This window comes from Streptomyces sp. NTD107 (assembly GCF_059510435.1).
This window is the reverse complement of sequence record NZ_JCAJZV010000017.1, coordinates 49461-67274: the sequence shown is the minus strand read 5'-3', so window position 1 is coordinate 67274 and position 17814 is coordinate 49461. Positions and strand designations below refer to the sequence as shown.

Genomic DNA, 17814 nt, shown 5'->3' with positions numbered 1-17814 from the left:
GTTCGGGCGACCCGGGACCTGCGGACGGCGTACCGCAGGCGCGCGGAAGCAGGTACGGTTGAAACCCGATGGATCGGGCTCTCGTCCGAGAGCCCGCTCTCCTTTATGAACGGATGTCAACACTCCGGGGCCGTTGGGCTCCGTCGTTGAGGGGGTCGAGCCAATGGGGCGCGGCCGGGCCAAGGCCAAGCAGACGAAGGTCGCCCGCCAGCTGAAGTACAGCAGTGGCGGGACGGATCTGACACGTCTGGCCGAAGAGCTGGGTGCATCGCCGTCGAACGAGCCGCCGAACGGCGACCAGTTCAAGGACGACGAAGAGCTGGACGATGAGCTGGACAACGACCCGTACGCGAAGTACGCGGAGATGTACGGCGATGACAGCGACGACGACGAGGACGATCACGGGCCCGACCGGTCCCATGGCGGCTCCTCCGGCTCGTCCGGTGCCTCCAAACGCCGGGGCACTTGAGCAGGTCCTCAGCACTTTGCTGAGCAGCGGCAGCACGCGACCCGGTCCCGGTACCACCACCACCGGACCGGGTGCTGTGCTGTCCGCTGTCTGCTGACGCACCACGTCAGCCGGCGTAGTCACCACTGAGGGTCACGGCCTCGTCGCCGTCCGCCCGCTCGGTGACCTCACCGGCCACCCAGGCCGGCACTCCGCGCTCGGCGAGCAGCTCCAGCGCGCCGTTCACCGACCCCTGCGGCACCACCGCGACCATGCCCACGCCCATGTTGAGGGTGCGCTCCAGCTCGGCGCGGGCCACCTGGCCGGCGTCCCCGACCAGGCCGAAGACCGGCGGCGGGGTCCAGGTGCCGCGGTCCACCCGGGCGTGCAGCCCCTCGGGCACCACCCGGGCGAGGTTGCCGGCCAGGCCGCCGCCGGTGATGTGCGAGTAGGCGTGCACCTCGGTGGCGCGGGCCAGCGCCAGACAGTCCAGGGAGTAGATCCGGGTGGGCTCCAGCAGCTCCTCGCCCAGGGTGCGGCCCAGCTCCGGGACCTCCCGCTCCAGCGCCCAGCCCTGCTGCCGCAGCAGCACATGGCGGACCAGCGAGTACCCGTTGGAGTGAAGGCCGGAGGCGGCCAGCGCGATGACGGCGTCCCCCGTACGGATGCGATCGGCGCCCAGCAGCTCGTCGGCCTCGACCACGCCGGTGGCGGCGCCGGCCACGTCGTACTCCTCGGGGCCCAGCAGCCCCGGGTGCTCGGCGGTCTCGCCGCCGACCAGCGCGCAGCCGGCCAGCACGCAGCCCTCGGCGATGCCCTTGACGATGGACGCCACCCGCTCGGGGTGCACCTTGCCGACGCAGATGTAGTCGGTCATGAACAGCGGCTCGGCACCGCACACCACCAGGTCGTCGACGACCATGGCGACCAGGTCGTGGCCGATGGTGTCGTGGATGTCCAGGCGCTGGGCGATGGCGACCTTGGTGCCCACGCCGTCGGTGGCGGAGGCCAGCAGCGGGTGGCGGTAGTTCTTGAGCGCGGAGGCGTCGAAGAGGCCGCTGAAGCCGCCGAGGGTGCCGACGGACTCGGGGCGCTGGGTCTTGGCCACCCACTTCTTCATGAGTTCGACGGCGGTCTCGCCGGCCTCGATATCGACACCGGCGGCGGCATAGCTGGCGCCGGCGCCGGGCTGCTCGGGGTGGGTGGTCATCGCGCGTCTCTCTTCGGGGTGACTTGGGGGTACGGGGCGGGCCGGTGGGTACGTGCCGGCCTCGCGACCGGGACGCAGGGGGGCCGGTCCTGGCCGCGGGCCGGCCGGGGCTAGGGCCGGCGCAGCGCGTCGGCGGCGCCGGGGCCGGTCAGCAGCGGCAGGGCGGTGCGGGCGTCGCCCTGCTCCAGGATGTCCTTGCCGAGCGCCTGCGGGTCGGGCAGGTCGACGGGGTAGCTGCCGTCGAAGCAGGCCCGGCAGAGGTTGGGCTTGGCGATGGTGGTGGCCTCGATCATCGCGTCTATCGAGATGTAGGCGAGCGAGTCGGCGCCGAGCGAGGTGCCGATCTCCTCGACGGACAGGCCGTTGGCGATGAGCTCGGCGCGGGTCGCGAAGTCGATGCCGTAGTAGCAGGGCCACTTGATCGGCGGGGAGCTGATCCGCACGTGCACCTCGGCGGCGCCGGCCTCGCGGAGCATCCGTACCAGGGCGCGCTGGGTGTTGCCGCGCACGATGGAGTCGTCGACGACCACCAGGCGCTTGCCGCGGATGACCTCTTTGAGGGGGTTGAGCTTGAGCCGGATGCCGAGCTGCCGGATGGTCTGGCTGGGCTGGATGAAGGTCCGGCCGACATAGCTGTTCTTGACCAGTCCCGAGCCGTACGGGATGCCGCTGGCCTCGGCGTAGCCGATCGCGGCGGGGGTGCCGGACTCCGGGGTGGCTATCACCAGATCGGCCTCGACCGGGGCCTCGGCGGCGAGCCGGCGGCCCATCTCGACCCGGGAGACATAGACGTTCCGGCCGGCGATCTCGGCGTCCGGGCGGGCCAGGTAGACATACTCGAAGACACAGCCGGCAGGCTTCGCATCCGCGAATCGGGTGGAGCGCAGGCCGTTCTCGTCGATGGCGATCAGCTCGCCCGGCTCGACCTCGCGGATGACGGAGGCGCCCACGATGTCCAGGGCGGACTGCTCGGAGGCGACCACCCAGCCGCGCTCCAGGCGGCCGAGCACCAGCGGGCGGATGCCCTGCGGGTCGCGGGCCGCGTACAGGGTGTTCTCGTCCATGAAGACGAAGCAGAAGGCGCCCTTGACCTGGGGCAGCACCGCCATGGCCGCCTGCTCGACGGTCAGCGGCTCGCCGGTGGTCGCGTCCCGCTGGCCGGCGAGCAGCGCGGTGACCAGGTCGGTGTCGTTGGTGACCGCGGCGCGCTGCCGGCGTCCGTGGTCGGAGGGGAGCGCCGCGACCAGCTCGGCGAGTTCGGCGGTGTTGACGAGGTTCCCGTTGTGGCCGAGCGCGATCGAGCCGTGGCCGGTGGCCCGGAACGTCGGCTGGGCGTTCTCCCAGGTGGAGGCACCGGTGGTGGAGTACCGGTTGTGGCCGATGGCCAGATGTCCCTGGAGGGAGCCGAGGGAGGTCTCGTCGAAGACCTGGGAGACGAGCCCCATGTCCTTGAAGACCAGAATCTTGGATCCGTCGCTCACCGCGATGCCCGCGGACTCTTGTCCGCGATGCTGGAGTGCGTACAGACCGTAGTAGGAGAGCTTGGCGACCTCCTCGCCCGGGGCCCAGACGCCGAAGACGCCGCAAGCGTCCTTCGGGCCCTTTTCACCGGGGTCGAGGTCGTGGCTGAGGAGTCCATCACCACGAGGCACATCGTTGAGTCTAGGACAGGTTCCCCGCTTGGGAAGAACCAGCGGATTGTGAGACATCCCCCAGCGGGTGGCCGACCAGCCGCGTTCCGGCACCCTGTGGCATCAGCCGAGCACGGGCAGTTGACCGGCGAGGGAGATGGCGCGTTCGCCGCTGGCCTTGAGCCGGCCGGTGGCGGTGGTCTGGGCCCAGGTCGCACGGCCGGTGGCCAGCCGCAGCCAGGTGATGGGGTCGGCCTCGACCACGGAGGGCGGGGTGCCACGGGTGTGCCGGGGGCCGGGCAGGCACTGGACGGCGACGAAGGGGGGCACGCGCAGCTCGGTGGAGTTGCCGGGGGCCTTGGCGGCGAGGGCGTCGGCCAGCACCCGTACGGCGATGGCCAGCGCGCCCCGGTCGAGCCGCACCGGGCTCTGGAGCGAGCGGGTCAGATCGTCACTGTGCACCACCAGCTCCACCACCCGGGTGACGGTGAAGTCCAGACCGCGCATCGGACCGAAGCGGTGCGGGAGGAGCAGGTCCTCGCGGACCGCGGTCTCCAGGACCGCGTCCAGCTCCTCGGCGGCGGCGTCGATGGCGGCGGCCGGGTCGCCGGACGCCTCCGGAGCGTCACCGATGCCCGCCCCCGGGTACACGGCCCACTCGTCGAGGTCGAGCGCCGGGCGGGTGGCGGTGGGCGCGGGCTGGGCGAGCAGCCGCGGGACGGCGTCGATCTGGCCGGCGATGTGCGCGAGCAGCGAGGCGACGTCACGGCCGGGCAGGGCGGCGGGCCGGGCGAGCTGCTCGGGGGTGAGGGCGTGGGCGGCCAGCCGTACGTGTTCCACCTGCGCCAGCAGCGCGTCACGGACTCGGTCGGGGTGGTAGGCGCGCGACTTGCGCCGGACGGCACACATGGGAGGGAGCTTACGGCCATTCCGGCGGGAAGATCAGCGTTTGGGGAGGTGAAGTGGGGTGGGCGCGCGGTGGGAGCGCGGTGGCAACGACATGACAACCTGGTAACCAAGTGTCCGGAGGGCGGCTTGGCCGCCGGTGCGCGTGCCATGCTCGCGGTATGGCTTACGCGGACCGTTACCTCGCCGACGACGAAGAACTCCTTTACGAGACCAGGCAGCACTGGACCACGCTGGTCAGTGAGTTCGTGCAGCTGGTCGTCATCGCGGCGGTGGCGGCCGTACTGACGCTGATCATCGGGGACCTGGGGTCCCCGGTGGCGTGGGTGGTGCTGGGGCTGGCGGGGATCGCGATCATCTGGCGGTGGCTGATCCCGATGCTCCAGTGGCGCTCGACGGTGTACTTCCTCACCACCAAGCGGCTGCACAAGCGCACCGGGTTCCTCAACAAGGTCGGCCGCAGCATCCCGTTGAGCCGGGTGAACGACGTGTCGTTCTCGGCGTCGCTGTGGGAGCGGATCATGCGGTACGGCACGCTGCACGTCCAGTCCGCCTCGGAGCAGGGCAAGATGACCTTCAAGCACGTGCCCAGCCCGGAGGAGTTCAAGAACCGGGTGTACGAGGCGCTGGACCGGATCGGCGACTGACCCGGGGGCTTCCTCGGGGGTTTCCCCGGGCTCACGTCCGGGCTCAGTCCATGCCCTTCTTGCCGGGGGCCCAGAACGGCTTGACGAGCACCGACTTGCGGGGCCACCCCCGGTCGTGCAGCAGATGCAGCCGCGCCGCCTGGCAGGCGCGGGCCTCCCCGGCGAGGTAGGCGATGCCGGGGGCGGCGGAGGCAGCGGGGGCGGCGGGCAGTTCGAGCGCGCGGAGCGCGTCGATGAGGGTGCCGGTGCCGTTCTCCCGGTGGATCCAGGTGAGTTCGCCGGCCCGGGGCAGCGGCAGCCGATCGGCCAGCCCGTCCACCTCCAGCACCCCGAACACCCGGTCCTGGGCGGGCAGGGCCCGCAGGATCGCGCCGAACGCGACCGCCGCCGTCTCGTCCCCGGCGAACAGGTGGTACGAGGCGCCGGCGGCCGGCACCAGCCGGCCCTCGGGGCGGGTGAAGGAGACCGGCTGCCCGGCGCGGACGCGCCGGGACCAGCGGGCCCCGGGGCCGTCCCCCTGGTGGTCGAGGACGCACAGCTCAAGGCGGGCGTCGCCGTCGTAGTCCCACACCGAGTACGTACGCAGCATGTCGAACAGGCCACGGGTCCAGGAGCCGGGCGCCTGCTGGTCGTTGACCAGGACCCGGATGTGCTGGCCCGGCCGCCAGGCCAGGCCGCGCAGCGCCGAGCCGCTGATCCGGATCCGGCGCGTCCGGCGGGCGAGGTGCTCGACGCCGTCGACGGTGGCAGTGAGAAGAAAACGGTCCAGGACACCCTGAACCAGCCGCGGAGGGTTGCTCATGCCCGGCAGCCTGCTGGTTAATGTGGACATGAAGTCAAGCCCCGCCGAACGGGCCCTGTCCATCGGTGAGCTGGCGGCGCGGTTCGGGCTCGCCACCCATGTGCTGCGGCACTGGGAGAGCGTGGGGCTGCTGGCCCCCGAGCGGGGCGCGGGCGGGCAACGGCGGTACGGGCCGGGTGATCTCGACCGGGTGGCCATGATCCTCATGGGCAAGGAGGCCGGGCTCAGCCTGACCGAGATGCGCGAGATTCTGACGGCCGACGATCCGCGGCAGCGTTCCGAGCTGCTGCGCCGCCATGTCGCCGAACTCGAACGCCGGATCGCCGGGTTCCGGGCGGCGAAGGAGTTAGTCGAGCACGGGATGGACTGCCCGTACCGGCTGGACGAGTGTCCGCACGTCCGCGAGCACATCAACGCCCGCATCCCGCCGCCCTGACCGCTCCGCCCCGCCCCGCCCCGCCCCGCCCCGATGGTCGGACGTCACACGTCCCGGCACCGCAGCGACCACCAGCCGGCGGCCAGCACGGCCGCCGTCCACAGCGCCATGATCCCCAGCCCCGTCCAGGGGCCGAGCGCCGGGTCGGCGTCGCCGCCGACCCGGAAGACCTGGCTGCCGGCGTGGTCGGGCAGATAGCGGGCGACCTCGCGCACCCCGGGAACCCGGTTGATGAGCGGGGACACGATGAACACCAGGGCGAACAGCACACTCAGCGACAGCGCGGTGGACCGCAGCAGGGTGGCGGTGCCCAGCGCCAGCAGACACAGCAGGGTGAGATAGAGGGGCGCGCCGAGCAGCGTGCGCGGGGCGTCCCCGGTGCCGGGGCTCACCCCGTACCCGCCGAGGGAGAGCTGCCCGGCCTGGAAGGACAGCAGCACGGTGACCGCCCCGAGCGGCAGCGCGAGGGCGGCGGCGGTGAGCGCCTTGGCGGCGAAGAACCGGCCGCGCGAGGGCACGGCGGCCAGCGACGTACGGATCAGGCCGCTGCCGTACTCGGCGCCGATCAGCAGCACCCCGAAGGCGATGAGGGCGAACTGGCCCAGCTGCATGCCGACGTGGCCCGCGTTGATGGGGTCGAAGTCGGGACGGAGCCGGTCGCTGTCGTGGTCGATGGCGATGCGGGCCGAGAGGTTGCTGACGACGGACATGCCGACGCCCAGCAGGAGGGTGAGGGCGAGCGCGGCGGTGGTGGAGCGGACGGTGCGGAGCTTGGTCCACTCGGCGTGGACGACGGCGAGGGTGGCGTCAGTGCGCATGCGGGTTCCCGTCGTCGGTCGTCAGGTCGAGGAAGGCGTCCTCCAGTGAGGCGCCGGGGTACCGGGCGGTGAAGTCGGCCAGCGGGGTGTCGTCGATCAGCCGGCCGCGGGCCACGATGACCAGGTGGTGGGCGGTGCGGGCCAGTTCGCTCATGAGGTGGCTGGAGAGCAGCACGGTGCGGCCCTCGGCGGCGAGGCCGGTGAGCAGGGTGCGCAGCCAGCGGATGCCGTGCGGGTCCAGGCCGTTGAGCGGCTCGTCGAGGATCAGGGTGTGCGGGTCGCCGAGCAGCGCGGCGGCGATGCCGAGGCGCTGCGCCATGCCGAGGGAGTAGCCGCCGGTGCGGCGGTCGGCGGCTTCGGTGAGGCCGACCTGGTCCAGGACGTGCCGCACCCGGTCGGGGCCGATGCGGTGGGTGTGGGCCAGCCAGTTGAGGTGGTTGCGGCCGGTGCGGGAGCGCTGGAGGGCGCCGGTGTCGAGGAGGGCGCCGATGTGGCGCAGTGGCTCGTGGAGTCGGTGGTAGGGCCGGCCGCCGATGAGGGCCTGGCCGTGGTCGGGGCGGTGCAGGCCGAGCAGGATCCGCAGGGTGGTGGTCTTCCCGGCGCCGTTGGCGCCGAGGAAGCCGGTGACCCGGCCGGGGCGGACGGTGAACGACAGGTCGTCGACGGCGGTGGTCCGCCCGTACCGCTTGGTGAGGTGGTGGACTTCGATCACCGTTCGAGGGTGGCGGCCGGGGGGCGGGGCGCGCGTCGCCCCTGGGCGCGAGACGGGGGCGGGGGGTCCGACCGTGGGCTGACCTCCGGTGGGTGGATGTGGCGGGGCGGGGCGGTTTCCTAGGGTGGGTGGATGGTTGCGGGCGGCGGCGGGCGGATGGAGTGGCTGGACCGGGCGGCGGCGGGGGTGTTGCTGGCGGTGCTGCTGGGGATGTCGTACGCGCAGGTGCGCGAGGGTGTTCCGCTGCCGGTGCGGCTGCTGGTGATCGGCGTGATGACGCTGCCGGTGGCGGTGCGGCGGCGGTGGCCGGTGCCGGTGCTGGGGGTGGTCACGGCGGCGGCCGGGGCGGGCGCGCTGGGCGGGGTGGTGTACGAGCCGTTCGTGGCGGTGGCGTTCGCGCTGTACTGGGTGGCGGCGGCCACCGGGGGCGACGGGGTCGGGGGCGGGGTCGGGGGCCGGTTGCCGACCCGGGCGATCGGGGCGGGGTGCGCGGCGGTGGCGCTGCTCGGGGTGGTGGCCGGGACGCCCGGGGCGGAGGCCGGGGCGGGGGTGATCCCGTACTACGTGCTGGGGTTGGCGCTGTGCGGGATGGCGTGGACGGCGGGGCGCGCGGTGCGGGAGCGGCGGGCGTACGCGGCGCGGGCGGCGCGGCAGCTGGCGGCGCGGGCGGTCACGGACGAGCGGCTGCGGATCGCGCGGGAGTTGCACGATGTGGTGGCGCACCATGTGGGGGTGATCGCGGTGCAGGCGGGGGTGGCGAACCATGTGCTGGGGGCGCGGCCCGAGCAGGCGGGGGCGGCGCTGACGGTGATCGAGACGGCGAGCCGGCAGGCGCTGGCGGAGATGCGGCAGTTGCTGGGGGTGCTGCGGGAGGGGCCGGAGCGGTCGGAGGACGCGGGGGGCGGGTCGCTGGGGCCGGCGCCCGGGCTCGACCGGCTGCCGGAGTTGCTGGAGCGGGCGGCGGCGGCCGGGGTGGCGGTGGCGCCGCGCACCGAAGGGCTCGGCGGGCTGCCGGAGGGTCTTGACCGGTCGGCGTACCGGCTGGTGCAGGAGGCGCTGACCAATGTGATCAAGCATGCGGCGCCGACGCGGTGTTCGCTGCTGGTGGCGGCGGGCGGGGGCGCGCTGCGGATCGAGGTGGCGGACGAGGGCGGCCCCGGGGAGGGCGGCCCCGGGCGGTCGCGGGGTGAGGGCGCCGGGCAGGGGCTGATCGGGATGCGGGAGCGGGTGGCCCTGTACGGCGGGGAGTTCCACGCCGGGCCACGGGCGGGTGGCGGGTTCACCGTACGGGCCCGGCTGCCGCTGGGGGCCGGCGCGTGAGTGCGGTGGGTACGGAGCCGCCGATCCGGGTGCTGATCGCGGACGATCAGGCGTTGCTGCTGGGCAGCTTCCAGGTGCTGATCGACGCCGAACCCGGCCTGTGCACGGCCGGGGTGGCGGCGGACGGGGCGCGGGCGGTGGAGCTGGCGGCGCGGGTGCGGCCGGATGTGGTGCTGATGGATGTGCGGATGCCGGTTCTGGACGGCATCGAGGCGACCCGGCGGATCAGCGCGGGCGGGAGCGGGGCGCGGGTCCTGATGCTGACGATGTTCGACCTGGACGCGTATGTGTTCGCGGCGCTGCGGGCCGGGGCCAGCGGCTTTCTGCTGAAGGACACCTCGCCGGCCGAACTGCTGCGCGCGGTGCGGCTGGTGGCGGCGGGCGAGAGCCTGCTGGACCCGGGGGTGACGCGGCGGCTGATCGCGGAGTTCTGCCGGCGGCCGGCCCCGGCGCCGGGCGCGCCGCCGGCGGCCGGCCCCGGTGGGCTGACGGTGCGGGAGCGGGAGGTGTTCGTGCTGGTGGCGCGGGGGCTCACCAATGGGGAGATCGGGGCGCGGCTGGGGATCGGCCAGGCGACGGTGAAGACCCATGTGGGGCGGCTGCTGGAGAAGTTGGGGGCCCGGGACCGGGTCCATCTGGTGATCGCGGCGTACGAGTCGGGGCTGATCACGCCGCAGGGAGAGACCCCGGGATAGGCACTACGATCGTTTCTTGTGATCGCACTGGCTGTGACCATCGCGCTGGCCTTCGCCGGCTACCTCGCCACATACCTCAACGGGGTGCGGCTCGCCCAGCGCCAGGAACGGCTCGCCCGCGTCAACCGCCAGCTGAGCGACTTCTACGGCCCGCTGTTCGCGCTGACCGAGGGCAACAGCCGCAGCTACGCCGAGTTCCTGGACCGCAATGTGCGGGCGGACGGCAGCTCGCCGTTCGGCAAGGGCGGGGCGGCGGCCACCGAACGGGAGAGCAGCGAGTGGCGGCTGTGGGCGACCACCGTGTTCCTGCCCAACATCCAGGCGATGCGCGACCTGGTGATCCGGCGGGCCGACCTGCTGCGGGAGCGCGAGATGCCGCCGGTGCTGCTGGAGTTGTGCGCGCATGTGTCCGGGTACGAGATCACGGCGGCGCGCTGGGCGCGCGAGGACTACAGCGAGCATCTGTCGGTGGTGCCGTTCCCCGGTGATGAGATCCACGCCTACGCGCGGCGCGGGTTCACGGAGCTGAAGGCGGAACAGTCCCGGCTGCTGGGCGGCTGACGCCGGGGCTCAGCGGTCAGCCGTGGGCCATCCGGAACGGCCGGTGGTCGGATGGATTGCGGGACGGAATACAGGACGGATTACGGCACGGATGACGGCACGGATGACGGCACGGATGACGGGCGGGCCGGAACGTAACTCAAGTCCTTGGCGGTGAGGCGGGCCGGCGCCAGGCGCAGCCAGGTGGCGCCGCTCTCGGCGGGGTCGGAGTCGAGATAGCGGCGGAACCGGGCGTCCCAGCGGCTCGGGTCAGGGCCGAGGTAGCGGCTGAGCTTGCGGCGGCCCCGGGGCGCGTCGAACGCCAGCAGTTCGGCGCCGCCCCGGGCGAAGACCTGCCGGACCAGGCCGGTGGCGATGTCGCATTCGTCCACGACCAACGCCACCCGGGGGTCGGCCTCGACGTGCTGCCGGAGCTTCGCCCAGGGGCCGGTGAGCGTCCAGAACGCGCCGTCCTCCCACAGGTACCAGACCGGACGCACGGCGGGGCCGGCCGCAGTGGTGGTGGAGACGCGGGCGGTGAGCGGACGGGCGAGGAAGGCGTCGACGTCGAACGGGTGATCAGTCACCCCCCGATCATGGCCGCCACCGGGTCGGGGCGCCTCGGCCCCCGGTCGTAGCCGGCCTCGGTCATCCGTGCTCCGCCCGGCTGCGGTCAGCGGTGCCGAAGGCGTGGGCCCCCGTACCTCCCGCTGCGGATGGGTGGTCTCCGCCGGGGAGTGCAGGATGGGGGGATGGCTACGGTGGTGGCGTTCCACGCGCATCCTGATGACGAAACCTTGCTGACCGGCGGCACGTTGGCGCGGGCCGCCGCCGAGGGGCACCGGGTGGTGATCGTGGTGGCGGCGGACGGGCACATGGACGAGGTGCCCGAGGGCGGCGCGCCCCGGCTGGCCGAACTGCGGGCCGCCGCCCGGGTGCTCGGCGCGCACCGGGTGGTCCACCTCGGCTACGCGGACAGCGGCCACGGCAAGGACCTCTACCCTGACCCCGCCGACCGGCCCCGCTTCGTGCGGGCCGACCCGGCGGAGGCCGCCGGGCGGCTGGCCGGCGTGCTGCGCCGCGAGCGCGCCGACCTGCTGCTCGGCTACGACCGGAACGGCGGCTACGGCCACCGCGACCACGTCAAGGTCCACGAGGTCGCCCGGCTCGCCTTCCGGCTCGGCGCGGTGCCACGCCTGCTGGAGGCCACCGTGCCGCGCGAGACGGCGGCCCGGCTGGTGCGGGTGCTGCGGCAGGACGGCACGGGGATGGACCGGATGTTCCTGCCGCGCGCGGAGATCACCCACGCGATCGACGTACGCCGCTACGCCCGCCGCAAGCAGCGGGCGCTGGCCGCCCACCGCTCCCAGACCACCGGCAGGCTCCCCGGCACGCTGGTCCGCCTCCCGCCGCCCGTCTTCGCGGCGCTGCTGGGCCGCGAGTGGTTCCGGGAAGTGCGGCAGCAGCACTAGCGAAAGGCCCCAGCCACAAGCCACGAGCCACAGCCGTACGCGCCCGCCCCCGCCCCGGGCCGGCCCCGTACGCGCCCGCCCGCGGTGGCCCGTACCCGCCGTGACCTGTGGTGCCCGACCGCTGCGGGCGTAGGGTCGGCCGCATGGATTCCTCCGCTTGTCTTCGGCTCCTGCGCGGCGAGTTGGATGCCTTCCGGGCCTGTCTGGACGGCGATCTCGGCGCGCCGGTGGAGCACTGTGGGGCGTGGACGCTGCGCGACCTCGCCGGGCACATGGGCACCGGGCACCGGTGGGTGACCGCCGCCATCACCGAGGGCCGCGGCGACCACGCCCCGGCCGCGCCGGAAGGCAGCGGGGCGCTGCTGCGCTGGTACGACGAGGGGACCGCGGCGATGCTCGCCGCGCTGGACACCGATCCGGCCACGCCGGCCTGGACGTTCGTCCCCCGGCGGAGCGTCGGGTTCTGGCAGCGGCGGCGGCTGCTGGAGACGCTGATCCACCGCTGGGACGCGCAGCACGCGCTCGGCGTGCCGAAGCCGTTCGATCCGGCGGCGGCGGCGGACGGTGTCGCGGAGGTCTTCGACACGATGACCCCGCTGATGGTGAGCCGTGGCGCCGCCACCGAGCCGCCGCACGCGGTGCGGCTGACGGCGACGGACACCGGCGACGCGTGGACGTACGGCCCCGGCGAGCCGGTCGCGATCCTCTCCGGGCCGGCCGAGCGGCTGCTTCTGCTGCTGTGGGGCCGGATGGCGGCCGACGACGAGCGCGGCCCGCTGACGTGGAGCGGCGACCGTGCGGCCGGGGCCGCCGCCCTGGCGGGGCCGCTGACGCCCTGACCCGGCTCTGGTCACAGCCAGCGCCAGCAGACCGTGTAGCCCAGTTCGGGGAAGTCCGGGTTCTGCCAGGTGGTCCAGCCGTCGGTGCCGCAGAAGGAGGCGTCGTTGTAGGTGCTGGTGCGGCCGGTGACGTAGACGTTGGCCGCGTCGCAGTCGGCGAACGCGAAGTGGGCGGCGTTGTCCGGGCCCGACCTGATCAGGCAGTTGTTCTGCGCGGCCACGCCCGCGTCGTCCGGGTAGTTCATGGCCAGGCAGAGCCGGACGCCGAGTTCGGGCCAGCCGTCCACCGAGAAGGTGCGGGAGTGGTGCCAGGTGTAGGCGTCGCAGTCGCCCGTTGAGCTGTCCTCGCCGAAGCGGGCGATGACGGTGAAGTTGCCGGTCTCGCAGCCGGTCTCGCCCCAGACGCTGCCGTTCTCCTGCCACCCGTAGACGCAGTCGCCCGGCTGGGCGTGGTAGGCGGTGCCCATGGCGTGGCGGTAGCTGAGGCACAGGGTGACCTCGTAGTAGGGGTAGTTCACCGACCAGTCGACGTCCCGCACGCCGTCGCAGTCGTCGTATGTGGTGCTGCCGTGGCGGACGGCCACCGCCTCGAAGGTGCCGTCGCCGCAGCTGGTCGGGCTCAGGTCGAGGTCTTCCATGGAACCGTAGTTGTGGAAGCAGTCGCCCTGTTCGGCGTCGGCGATGGGGTCGGGCTCCGGGTCCGGCTCGGGTTCGGGTTCGGGTTCGTATCCGGGATCGGGGTCGTATCCCGGATCGGGGTCGGAGTCGGGGGCGGGGTCCGGCTCCCGGTCGTCGTCCGTGGCGGTGGCGGTCGGGTTCGGGGTGGAGCCGCCGGCGGTGTCGTCGTCGCCGTCGCCGCGTGGCGCGAACAGCGCCAGCAGGATCACGATCAGCACCCCGATCCCGACCGCCGCCGCGAGCCCGCCACCCTGGGAGTTACCCGGCGCTGGCGCGGGCGTCGGCGTCGGCGTCGGCGCCTGCGGTACGACCAGGGTGGGTGTGACGGGTACGGCGGTGACCGTGGGCGCGTCCGCCGTGGGGACGAGTTCGCGCACCCGGGCCCGCTGCCGCTCGGTCATCGCGTGCACGGCGGGTGGCCACGGCCCCGGTGGCGCCGTCCCGGGCAGTGGCCCGATCAGCTCCAGCAGCCGCTCCGGGGTGGGGCGTTCGGCCGCCGTCTTGGCCAGGCACGGCTCGATGACGCGCCGCAGCCGGTCCGGAACCGTCCCGAACTCCGGTTGGGCGTACACGACGTTGAACATGGTCTGCGGGATACCTGGCCCCTCGAAGGGGTTGGCCCCGGTGCAGGCCGTCAGCAGGATCGTGCCGAGCGAGAACACATCGCTGGCCGAGGTCAGTTCGCCACCCTGGGCCTGCTCGGGGGACATGAACCCCGGCGCTCCGATGACCGACCCGGAGCGGGTCACGGCCGTCGTCATGGTCTGGAGGCGGGTGGTGCCGGCGCCCTCCGCCGCACGCACGATGCCGAAGTCGATGACCTTCGGCCCGTCGTCGGCCAGCAGCACGTTGGACGGCGACAGATCACGGTGTACGAGCCGGGCCGCGTGAATGTCGCGCAGCGCGGCGGCCAGCCCGGCGGCGAGCCGCAGTACGGTGTCGGGCGGCAGCGGGCCGGTCTCGTCCAGCACCCGGTGCAGCGCCGGCCCGTACACGAACTCGGATGCCAGCCAGGGCACTTCCGCGCCGATGTCGGCATCGACCACCGGGGCGGTGTACGCGCTGGCGACCCGGCGCGACGCCGCGACCTCCCGCTTGAAGCGCTTGCGGAACTCCTCGTCCCCGGCGAGATGTTCATGAATCCGCTTGATCGCGACCAGGCTGCCGTGCGGCCCGGCGGCCAGCAGCACCCGCCCCATGCCGCCCTCGCCGAGCACGGCGAGCGGCCGATAGCCGCCGAGCCGTCGCGGATCGGCGTCCCCCAGCTCCTCCATGGCCAAAGCCCTCCCCCCGGGCCTCGTTTCTGGAATGTTGTTCTAGAACCACTTTCCGGTTGGCGGCTCGCATGCGTCAATAAGCGCAGGACACCGGGCCGGTGAAAACGGTGAAGATGTGGTGATGGCAGGCGGCCGGGGGACGGCGAAGCGGCGGCGCGGGCGGGAGACGGTCGAACGGCTGCTGCGGGCCGCGTTCGAGGTGTACCGCGACGCCGGGCCGCAGGGCTTCACGCTGCCCGCCGTGATCGAGGCGTCCGGGGTGAGCGTGGGCAGCCTGTACCACCATTTCGGCAGCTTCGACGCGCTGGCGGCCACCCTTTTCATCCGGTGCAAGGACGATCTGCTGGCCGCCCTCACCGAGGCGGTACGCCCCGCCACCTCGGCCAGAGCCGCCGTCACCGCGCTGGTCAGCGGCTACCTGCGCTGGTCGGCGGCGCACCGCACGGAGGCGCTGATCATCCACGCCTCCCCGTACGCCGGTTATCTGCGCCCGCACGCGGAGCGGGTGGCGGCGGGGCGGGCCCCACGGGTCGCGGCGCTGCTCCAGCTCTTCGGCCCGCACCTGGCGGCCGGCGGGCTGCGCCCGCTGCCGCCGGCGCAGGCCGAGATGCTGATCATGGGCCCGGTGACCTTTGCCGTCACCCGCTGGCTGGCCGGTACGGAGGGCTTCGATCTGGAGGAGGCAGCCCGGACACTCCCGGACCGGATCTGGCTGTCGCTCCAGGAACCCGCGCCGCCCGGGCAGGCGTAATCCCGTCGAAAGGTGGCACTGCGGCCCCTGGGAGCGGGCCGTACCCGCCGCTTAGCGTCGGTGACATCTCCCCCCGTACCTCACACACCCCACTGGAGTGTCACCGTGGATCTGCGGCCCCTGCGCATCGCCGCACACGCCGAGCTCATCTCGCTCATCGTCCTGCTGACCAACCTCGCCACCGCCCATCTGGCGCCCGTCTCCTCCCTGATGGGTCCGCTGCACGGCTGCGCCTACCTGCTGGTGGCGCTGCTGGTGTGGCGGCTCCCCGGGGCGACCGGGGCCACCAGGGCCGTGGCCGTCATCCCGGGCATCGGCGGGCTGCTCGCGCTGAACCGCCTGCGCGTCCGGGTCCGCCCCGCCGCGTAAGGCCCGCCGCTCCGGCTGCCGCTCTTCGGCCTCCGCGCTGCGTCGGCCGCGCTGCGTCAGCCGCGCGCCGCTGCCGGGTCGGGGGCGGCGTCCGCCGGCTGGGTCAGGCTGCGCCAGGTCCGTACCAGCTGGCTGAACTCCCTTACCTGGACCAGTACATGGTCGCGGGCGGCGTTCTCCGCGCGCTCGGCGTCGCCGCTCGCGATGGCGTCGGCGATCTCGCTGTGCTCGGCCAGCGAGCGCCGCATGCGGTCCGGGACGCGCAGTTGCAGCCGCCGGTACGGTTGCAGCGCCCGCTTGAGGGCGTGGGACTGCTGCCGCAGGTACTCATTGCCGGAGGAGTCGTAGACGATGCCGTGGAAGCTGGCATTGGCGTAGTAGTAGCGGTCGGCGTCGCCGGCCAGCGCGTGTTTCTCGCAGTCCCGCAGGGCGCGTCCGAGATGGTCCAGTTGCTCGCGCTCGATCCGGCGGGCGGAGAGCCGCGCCGCCATCCCTTCGAGCTCGGCCATGACCTCGAAGCGCTCGGCCAGCTCCGAGACGCTCAGCTCAGTGACGTACGTGCCCTGTTTGGCGCGGATCCGCACCAACCCCGAGCGCTCCAGCGCCTGGAGGGCTTCGCGCACCGGGGTGCGCGAGCAGCCGAACTCCCGCTCCAGCTGGGCCGGGTCCAGTCGCTGGCCGGGGCGGTAGCGGCCTTCGACGACCGCGTTCTCCAGGGCGTCCCGTACGCGACGGGATTCCGGGACTCTGGCCATGCGCACCTCCGAATACTCAGGCTATCCGGTTGTCCGACCCATTCCCTGGCCTCCAGGGGCTAGCGCACCGCCTTTCATCTGATCTACGGTGCGGCTGTTATATACATCACGCCCCACGATGCATACAAACACCCGGGGAGGAGCGGACATGGGCGGAACGGAACACCCTGACGGCCGGCGGCTGACCGAGCCGTACCGGGCGCACGGCGCCGCGGGCTCACCGCTGGACCGGCTCCTGGTGGCCTGCGAAGCGCTGATGAGCGACGTGGGCGAAGCATCCGTCCGGGCGATCGCGGCACGCGCGCTCGCCGCGTACGGCGAACTCGACGACCCCGGCAAGCACGCGTTCTTCACCCACATCACCACGACGTACGACGTGGACGCCGACCAGGTCCGTACCGCCTTCCACCGCTGGGACGCGGCCCGCGCCGGAGGCGACGGAGGCGGAGGCGGAGGCGGAGGCGGAGGCAGAGGCGGAGGCGGAGGTGAGCCGGAACTGGTCCGGCTCTTCGACGCCGTCGAGCCGGCCCGCCAGCAACTGCTGCGCCGGATGAACCACGCGCCGGGCGCCACCCTCGCCCTGGTCGAGATGCGCGCCGATCTGCTCCGGCTCGCCCGCCGCCACCCGGAACTGCGCCCCCTCGACCACGACTTCCACCACCTGCTCACCTCCTGGTTCAACCGCGGCTTCCTCCGCATGACACAGCTCACCTGGGACGCCCCGGCCACCTTGCGCCGGCACCTGCTGCGCTACGAGAAGGTCCACCCCATGGCGGGCGAGGACGAACTCCGCCGCCGGCTTGAGCCCGCCGACCGCCGCGTCTACGCCTTCTTCCACCCGGCCACCGGGGACGTACCGCTGATCTTCGTGGAGGTCGCCCTGGTACGCGGTCTGCCGGACCGCATCGCCCCGCTGCTGGAGCCCGGCCCGGCGCTGGACCCCTCGCGGGCCGACACGGCCGCCCTCTACTCGATCAACAACGCCCTGGACGGGCTGGCCGGCGTCTCGTTCGGCAGCTTCCTCATCAAGCAGGTCATCGAGCACGTGAGCGAGCAACTGCCACGGCTGACCCGGTTCGTCACCCTCTCGCCCCTCCCCGGCTTCCGGCGCTGGCTCACCGAGCAGGCCGAACAGGACGCCGAACTACGCCTGCTCACAGAGCAGTTGGACACCATGGAGGCCCCGGGCGACCGGACGCAGGAGCACACCGAGCGGATACGTACCCGGCTGCTCCCCGCCCTCACCCGCTACATCGCGGTCGAGCGGCACGACGACGGACGCCCCCGCGACCCGGTCGCCCGCTTCCACCTGGGCAACGGCGCCGCCGCCTGGCAGCTGAACTGGCCCGCCGACCACTCGCCGCATGCCTGGCGGCAGTCGTACGGCGCGATGATCAACTACCGCTACGAGCCGCAGCAGCTGGAACGCCGGCACGAGGAGTTCGTCCGCCACCGCACCGTGGCGCTCGGCGGCCCCCTGCGCGACGCGTTCGCCCGCACGCCTCACC

19 protein-coding genes and 1 pseudogene are annotated in these 17814 nt (G+C 73.2%); 11 read left to right on the top strand and 9 right to left on the bottom strand.

All coding sequences use genetic code 11. The annotated features are described in order from the left end of the window. Window positions 1–163 precede the first annotated feature (163 nt). Complete coding sequence (locus AC5WRL_RS25540) at window positions 164–469, top strand: DUF3073 domain-containing protein (protein ID WP_496091013.1); 306 nt, start codon at window positions 164–166, stop codon at window positions 467–469. Between the two features lie 106 nt (window positions 470–575). Here AC5WRL_RS25540 and purM read toward each other — a convergent pair whose 3' ends face one another. The 3 genes from purM to AC5WRL_RS25525 all read right to left on the bottom strand — a co-directional run bounded on the left by purM (window position 576) and on the right by AC5WRL_RS25525 (window position 4198). After that, window positions 576–1658, bottom strand: a complete 1083-nt coding sequence (gene purM, locus AC5WRL_RS25535; protein WP_496091012.1) for a phosphoribosylformylglycinamidine cyclo-ligase — start codon at window positions 1656–1658, stop codon at window positions 576–578. A 110-nt stretch (window positions 1659–1768) separates the two neighbouring features. After that, on the bottom strand, window positions 1769–3310 hold the full coding sequence (gene purF, locus AC5WRL_RS25530) for an amidophosphoribosyltransferase (RefSeq protein WP_496091011.1): 1542 nt from the start codon (window positions 3308–3310) through the stop codon (window positions 1769–1771). 102 nt (window positions 3311–3412) lie between these two features. After that, entirely contained in the window at window positions 3413–4198 is a 786-nt protein-coding gene (locus AC5WRL_RS25525) for a sterol carrier family protein (protein ID WP_496091010.1), read from the bottom strand. Window positions 4199–4356: 158 nt separating this feature from the next. Here AC5WRL_RS25525 and AC5WRL_RS25520 point away from each other — a divergent pair, with 158 nt between their 5' ends. Next, a complete protein-coding gene (locus AC5WRL_RS25520; protein ID WP_496091009.1) occupies window positions 4357–4842 on the top strand; it encodes a PH domain-containing protein in 486 nt (161 codons plus the stop codon). Window positions 4843–4885: 43 nt separating this feature from the next. Here the strand turns inward: AC5WRL_RS25520 and AC5WRL_RS25515 are convergent, their stop codons facing one another. Continuing rightward, window positions 4886–5644 carry a siderophore-interacting protein gene (locus tag AC5WRL_RS25515; RefSeq protein ID WP_496091008.1) on the bottom strand — a complete coding sequence of 253 codons (759 nt, stop codon included), beginning with the start codon at window positions 5642–5644 and terminating at the stop codon, window positions 4886–4888. A gap of 28 nt (window positions 5645–5672) precedes the next feature. Here AC5WRL_RS25515 and AC5WRL_RS25510 point away from each other — a divergent pair, with 28 nt between their 5' ends. Continuing rightward, window positions 5673–6080: a MerR family transcriptional regulator gene (locus tag AC5WRL_RS25510; protein WP_496091007.1), complete on the top strand. Its 408-nt coding sequence runs from the start codon at window positions 5673–5675 to the stop codon at window positions 6078–6080. A gap of 44 nt (window positions 6081–6124) precedes the next feature. Here AC5WRL_RS25510 and AC5WRL_RS25505 read toward each other — a convergent pair whose 3' ends face one another. Further along, window positions 6125–6898, bottom strand: coding sequence for an ABC transporter permease (locus tag AC5WRL_RS25505; protein WP_496091006.1), 774 nt, complete (start codon window positions 6896–6898; stop codon window positions 6125–6127). Further along, complete coding sequence (locus tag AC5WRL_RS25500; protein ID WP_496091005.1) at window positions 6888–7610, bottom strand: ABC transporter ATP-binding protein; 723 nt, start codon at window positions 7608–7610, stop codon at window positions 6888–6890. The genes AC5WRL_RS25505 and AC5WRL_RS25500 overlap by 11 nt, the downstream gene beginning before the upstream one ends. A 132-nt stretch (window positions 7611–7742) precedes the next feature. Here AC5WRL_RS25500 and AC5WRL_RS25495 point away from each other — a divergent pair, with 132 nt between their 5' ends. The 3 genes from AC5WRL_RS25495 to AC5WRL_RS25485 are packed head-to-tail and all read left to right on the top strand — an operon-like array spanning window position 7743 to window position 10186. Then, window positions 7743–8930, top strand: a complete 1188-nt coding sequence (locus tag AC5WRL_RS25495) for a sensor histidine kinase (RefSeq protein WP_496091004.1) — start codon at window positions 7743–7745, stop codon at window positions 8928–8930. Beyond that, the gene (locus tag AC5WRL_RS25490) at window positions 8927–9625 is read left to right on the top strand and encodes a response regulator (protein ID WP_496091003.1); all 699 of its coding nucleotides are present in this window, start codon (window positions 8927–8929) and stop codon (window positions 9623–9625) included. Before AC5WRL_RS25495 ends, AC5WRL_RS25490 begins: the two co-directional genes overlap by 4 nt. A gap of 18 nt (window positions 9626–9643) precedes the next feature. Further along, complete coding sequence (locus AC5WRL_RS25485; protein ID WP_496091002.1) at window positions 9644–10186, top strand: hypothetical protein; 543 nt, start codon at window positions 9644–9646, stop codon at window positions 10184–10186. Between the two features lie 80 nt (window positions 10187–10266). Here the strand turns inward: AC5WRL_RS25485 and AC5WRL_RS25480 are convergent, their stop codons facing one another. Next, window positions 10267–10752 carry a pyridoxamine 5'-phosphate oxidase family protein gene (locus AC5WRL_RS25480; protein WP_496091001.1) on the bottom strand — a complete coding sequence of 162 codons (486 nt, stop codon included), beginning with the start codon at window positions 10750–10752 and terminating at the stop codon, window positions 10267–10269. Window positions 10753–10917: 165 nt separating this feature from the next. Between AC5WRL_RS25480 and AC5WRL_RS25475 the strand changes: the two genes are divergently transcribed. Beyond that, a complete protein-coding gene (locus tag AC5WRL_RS25475; RefSeq protein WP_496091000.1) occupies window positions 10918–11637 on the top strand; it encodes a PIG-L deacetylase family protein in 720 nt (239 codons plus the stop codon). A gap of 143 nt (window positions 11638–11780) precedes the next feature. Then, the gene (locus AC5WRL_RS25470) at window positions 11781–12476 is read left to right on the top strand and encodes a maleylpyruvate isomerase family mycothiol-dependent enzyme (RefSeq protein WP_496090999.1); all 696 of its coding nucleotides are present in this window, start codon (window positions 11781–11783) and stop codon (window positions 12474–12476) included. Window positions 12477–12487: 11 nt separating this feature from the next. On the opposite strand, the gene AC5WRL_RS25465 is transcribed toward AC5WRL_RS25470, so the two are convergent. Further along, window positions 12488–14428 (bottom strand): serine/threonine protein kinase, encoded by a 1941-nt coding sequence (locus AC5WRL_RS25465; RefSeq protein ID WP_496090998.1) that lies wholly within the window; start codon window positions 14426–14428, stop codon window positions 12488–12490. 124 nt (window positions 14429–14552) lie between these two features. On the opposite strand from AC5WRL_RS25465, the gene AC5WRL_RS25460 reads away from it, so the two are divergent. Together AC5WRL_RS25460 and AC5WRL_RS25455 are read left to right on the top strand one after the other, a co-directional pair. After that, the gene (locus tag AC5WRL_RS25460; RefSeq protein WP_496090997.1) at window positions 14553–15182 is read left to right on the top strand and encodes a TetR/AcrR family transcriptional regulator; all 630 of its coding nucleotides are present in this window, start codon (window positions 14553–14555) and stop codon (window positions 15180–15182) included. 105 nt (window positions 15183–15287) lie between these two features. Beyond that, window positions 15288–15551 (top strand): DUF3817 domain-containing protein, encoded by a 264-nt coding sequence (locus tag AC5WRL_RS25455; RefSeq protein WP_496090996.1) that lies wholly within the window; start codon window positions 15288–15290, stop codon window positions 15549–15551. Window positions 15552–15607: 56 nt separating this feature from the next. On the opposite strand, the gene AC5WRL_RS25450 is transcribed toward AC5WRL_RS25455, so the two are convergent. Then, a complete protein-coding gene (locus AC5WRL_RS25450; RefSeq protein WP_496090995.1) occupies window positions 15608–16306 on the bottom strand; it encodes a GntR family transcriptional regulator in 699 nt (232 codons plus the stop codon). Between the two features lie 118 nt (window positions 16307–16424). On the opposite strand from AC5WRL_RS25450, the pseudogene AC5WRL_RS25445 reads away from it, so the two are divergent. Next, window positions 16425–17786, top strand: a pseudogene (locus AC5WRL_RS25445) (malonyl-CoA decarboxylase domain-containing protein); the annotation flags it as partial. Window positions 17787–17814: the final 28 nt, after the last annotated feature.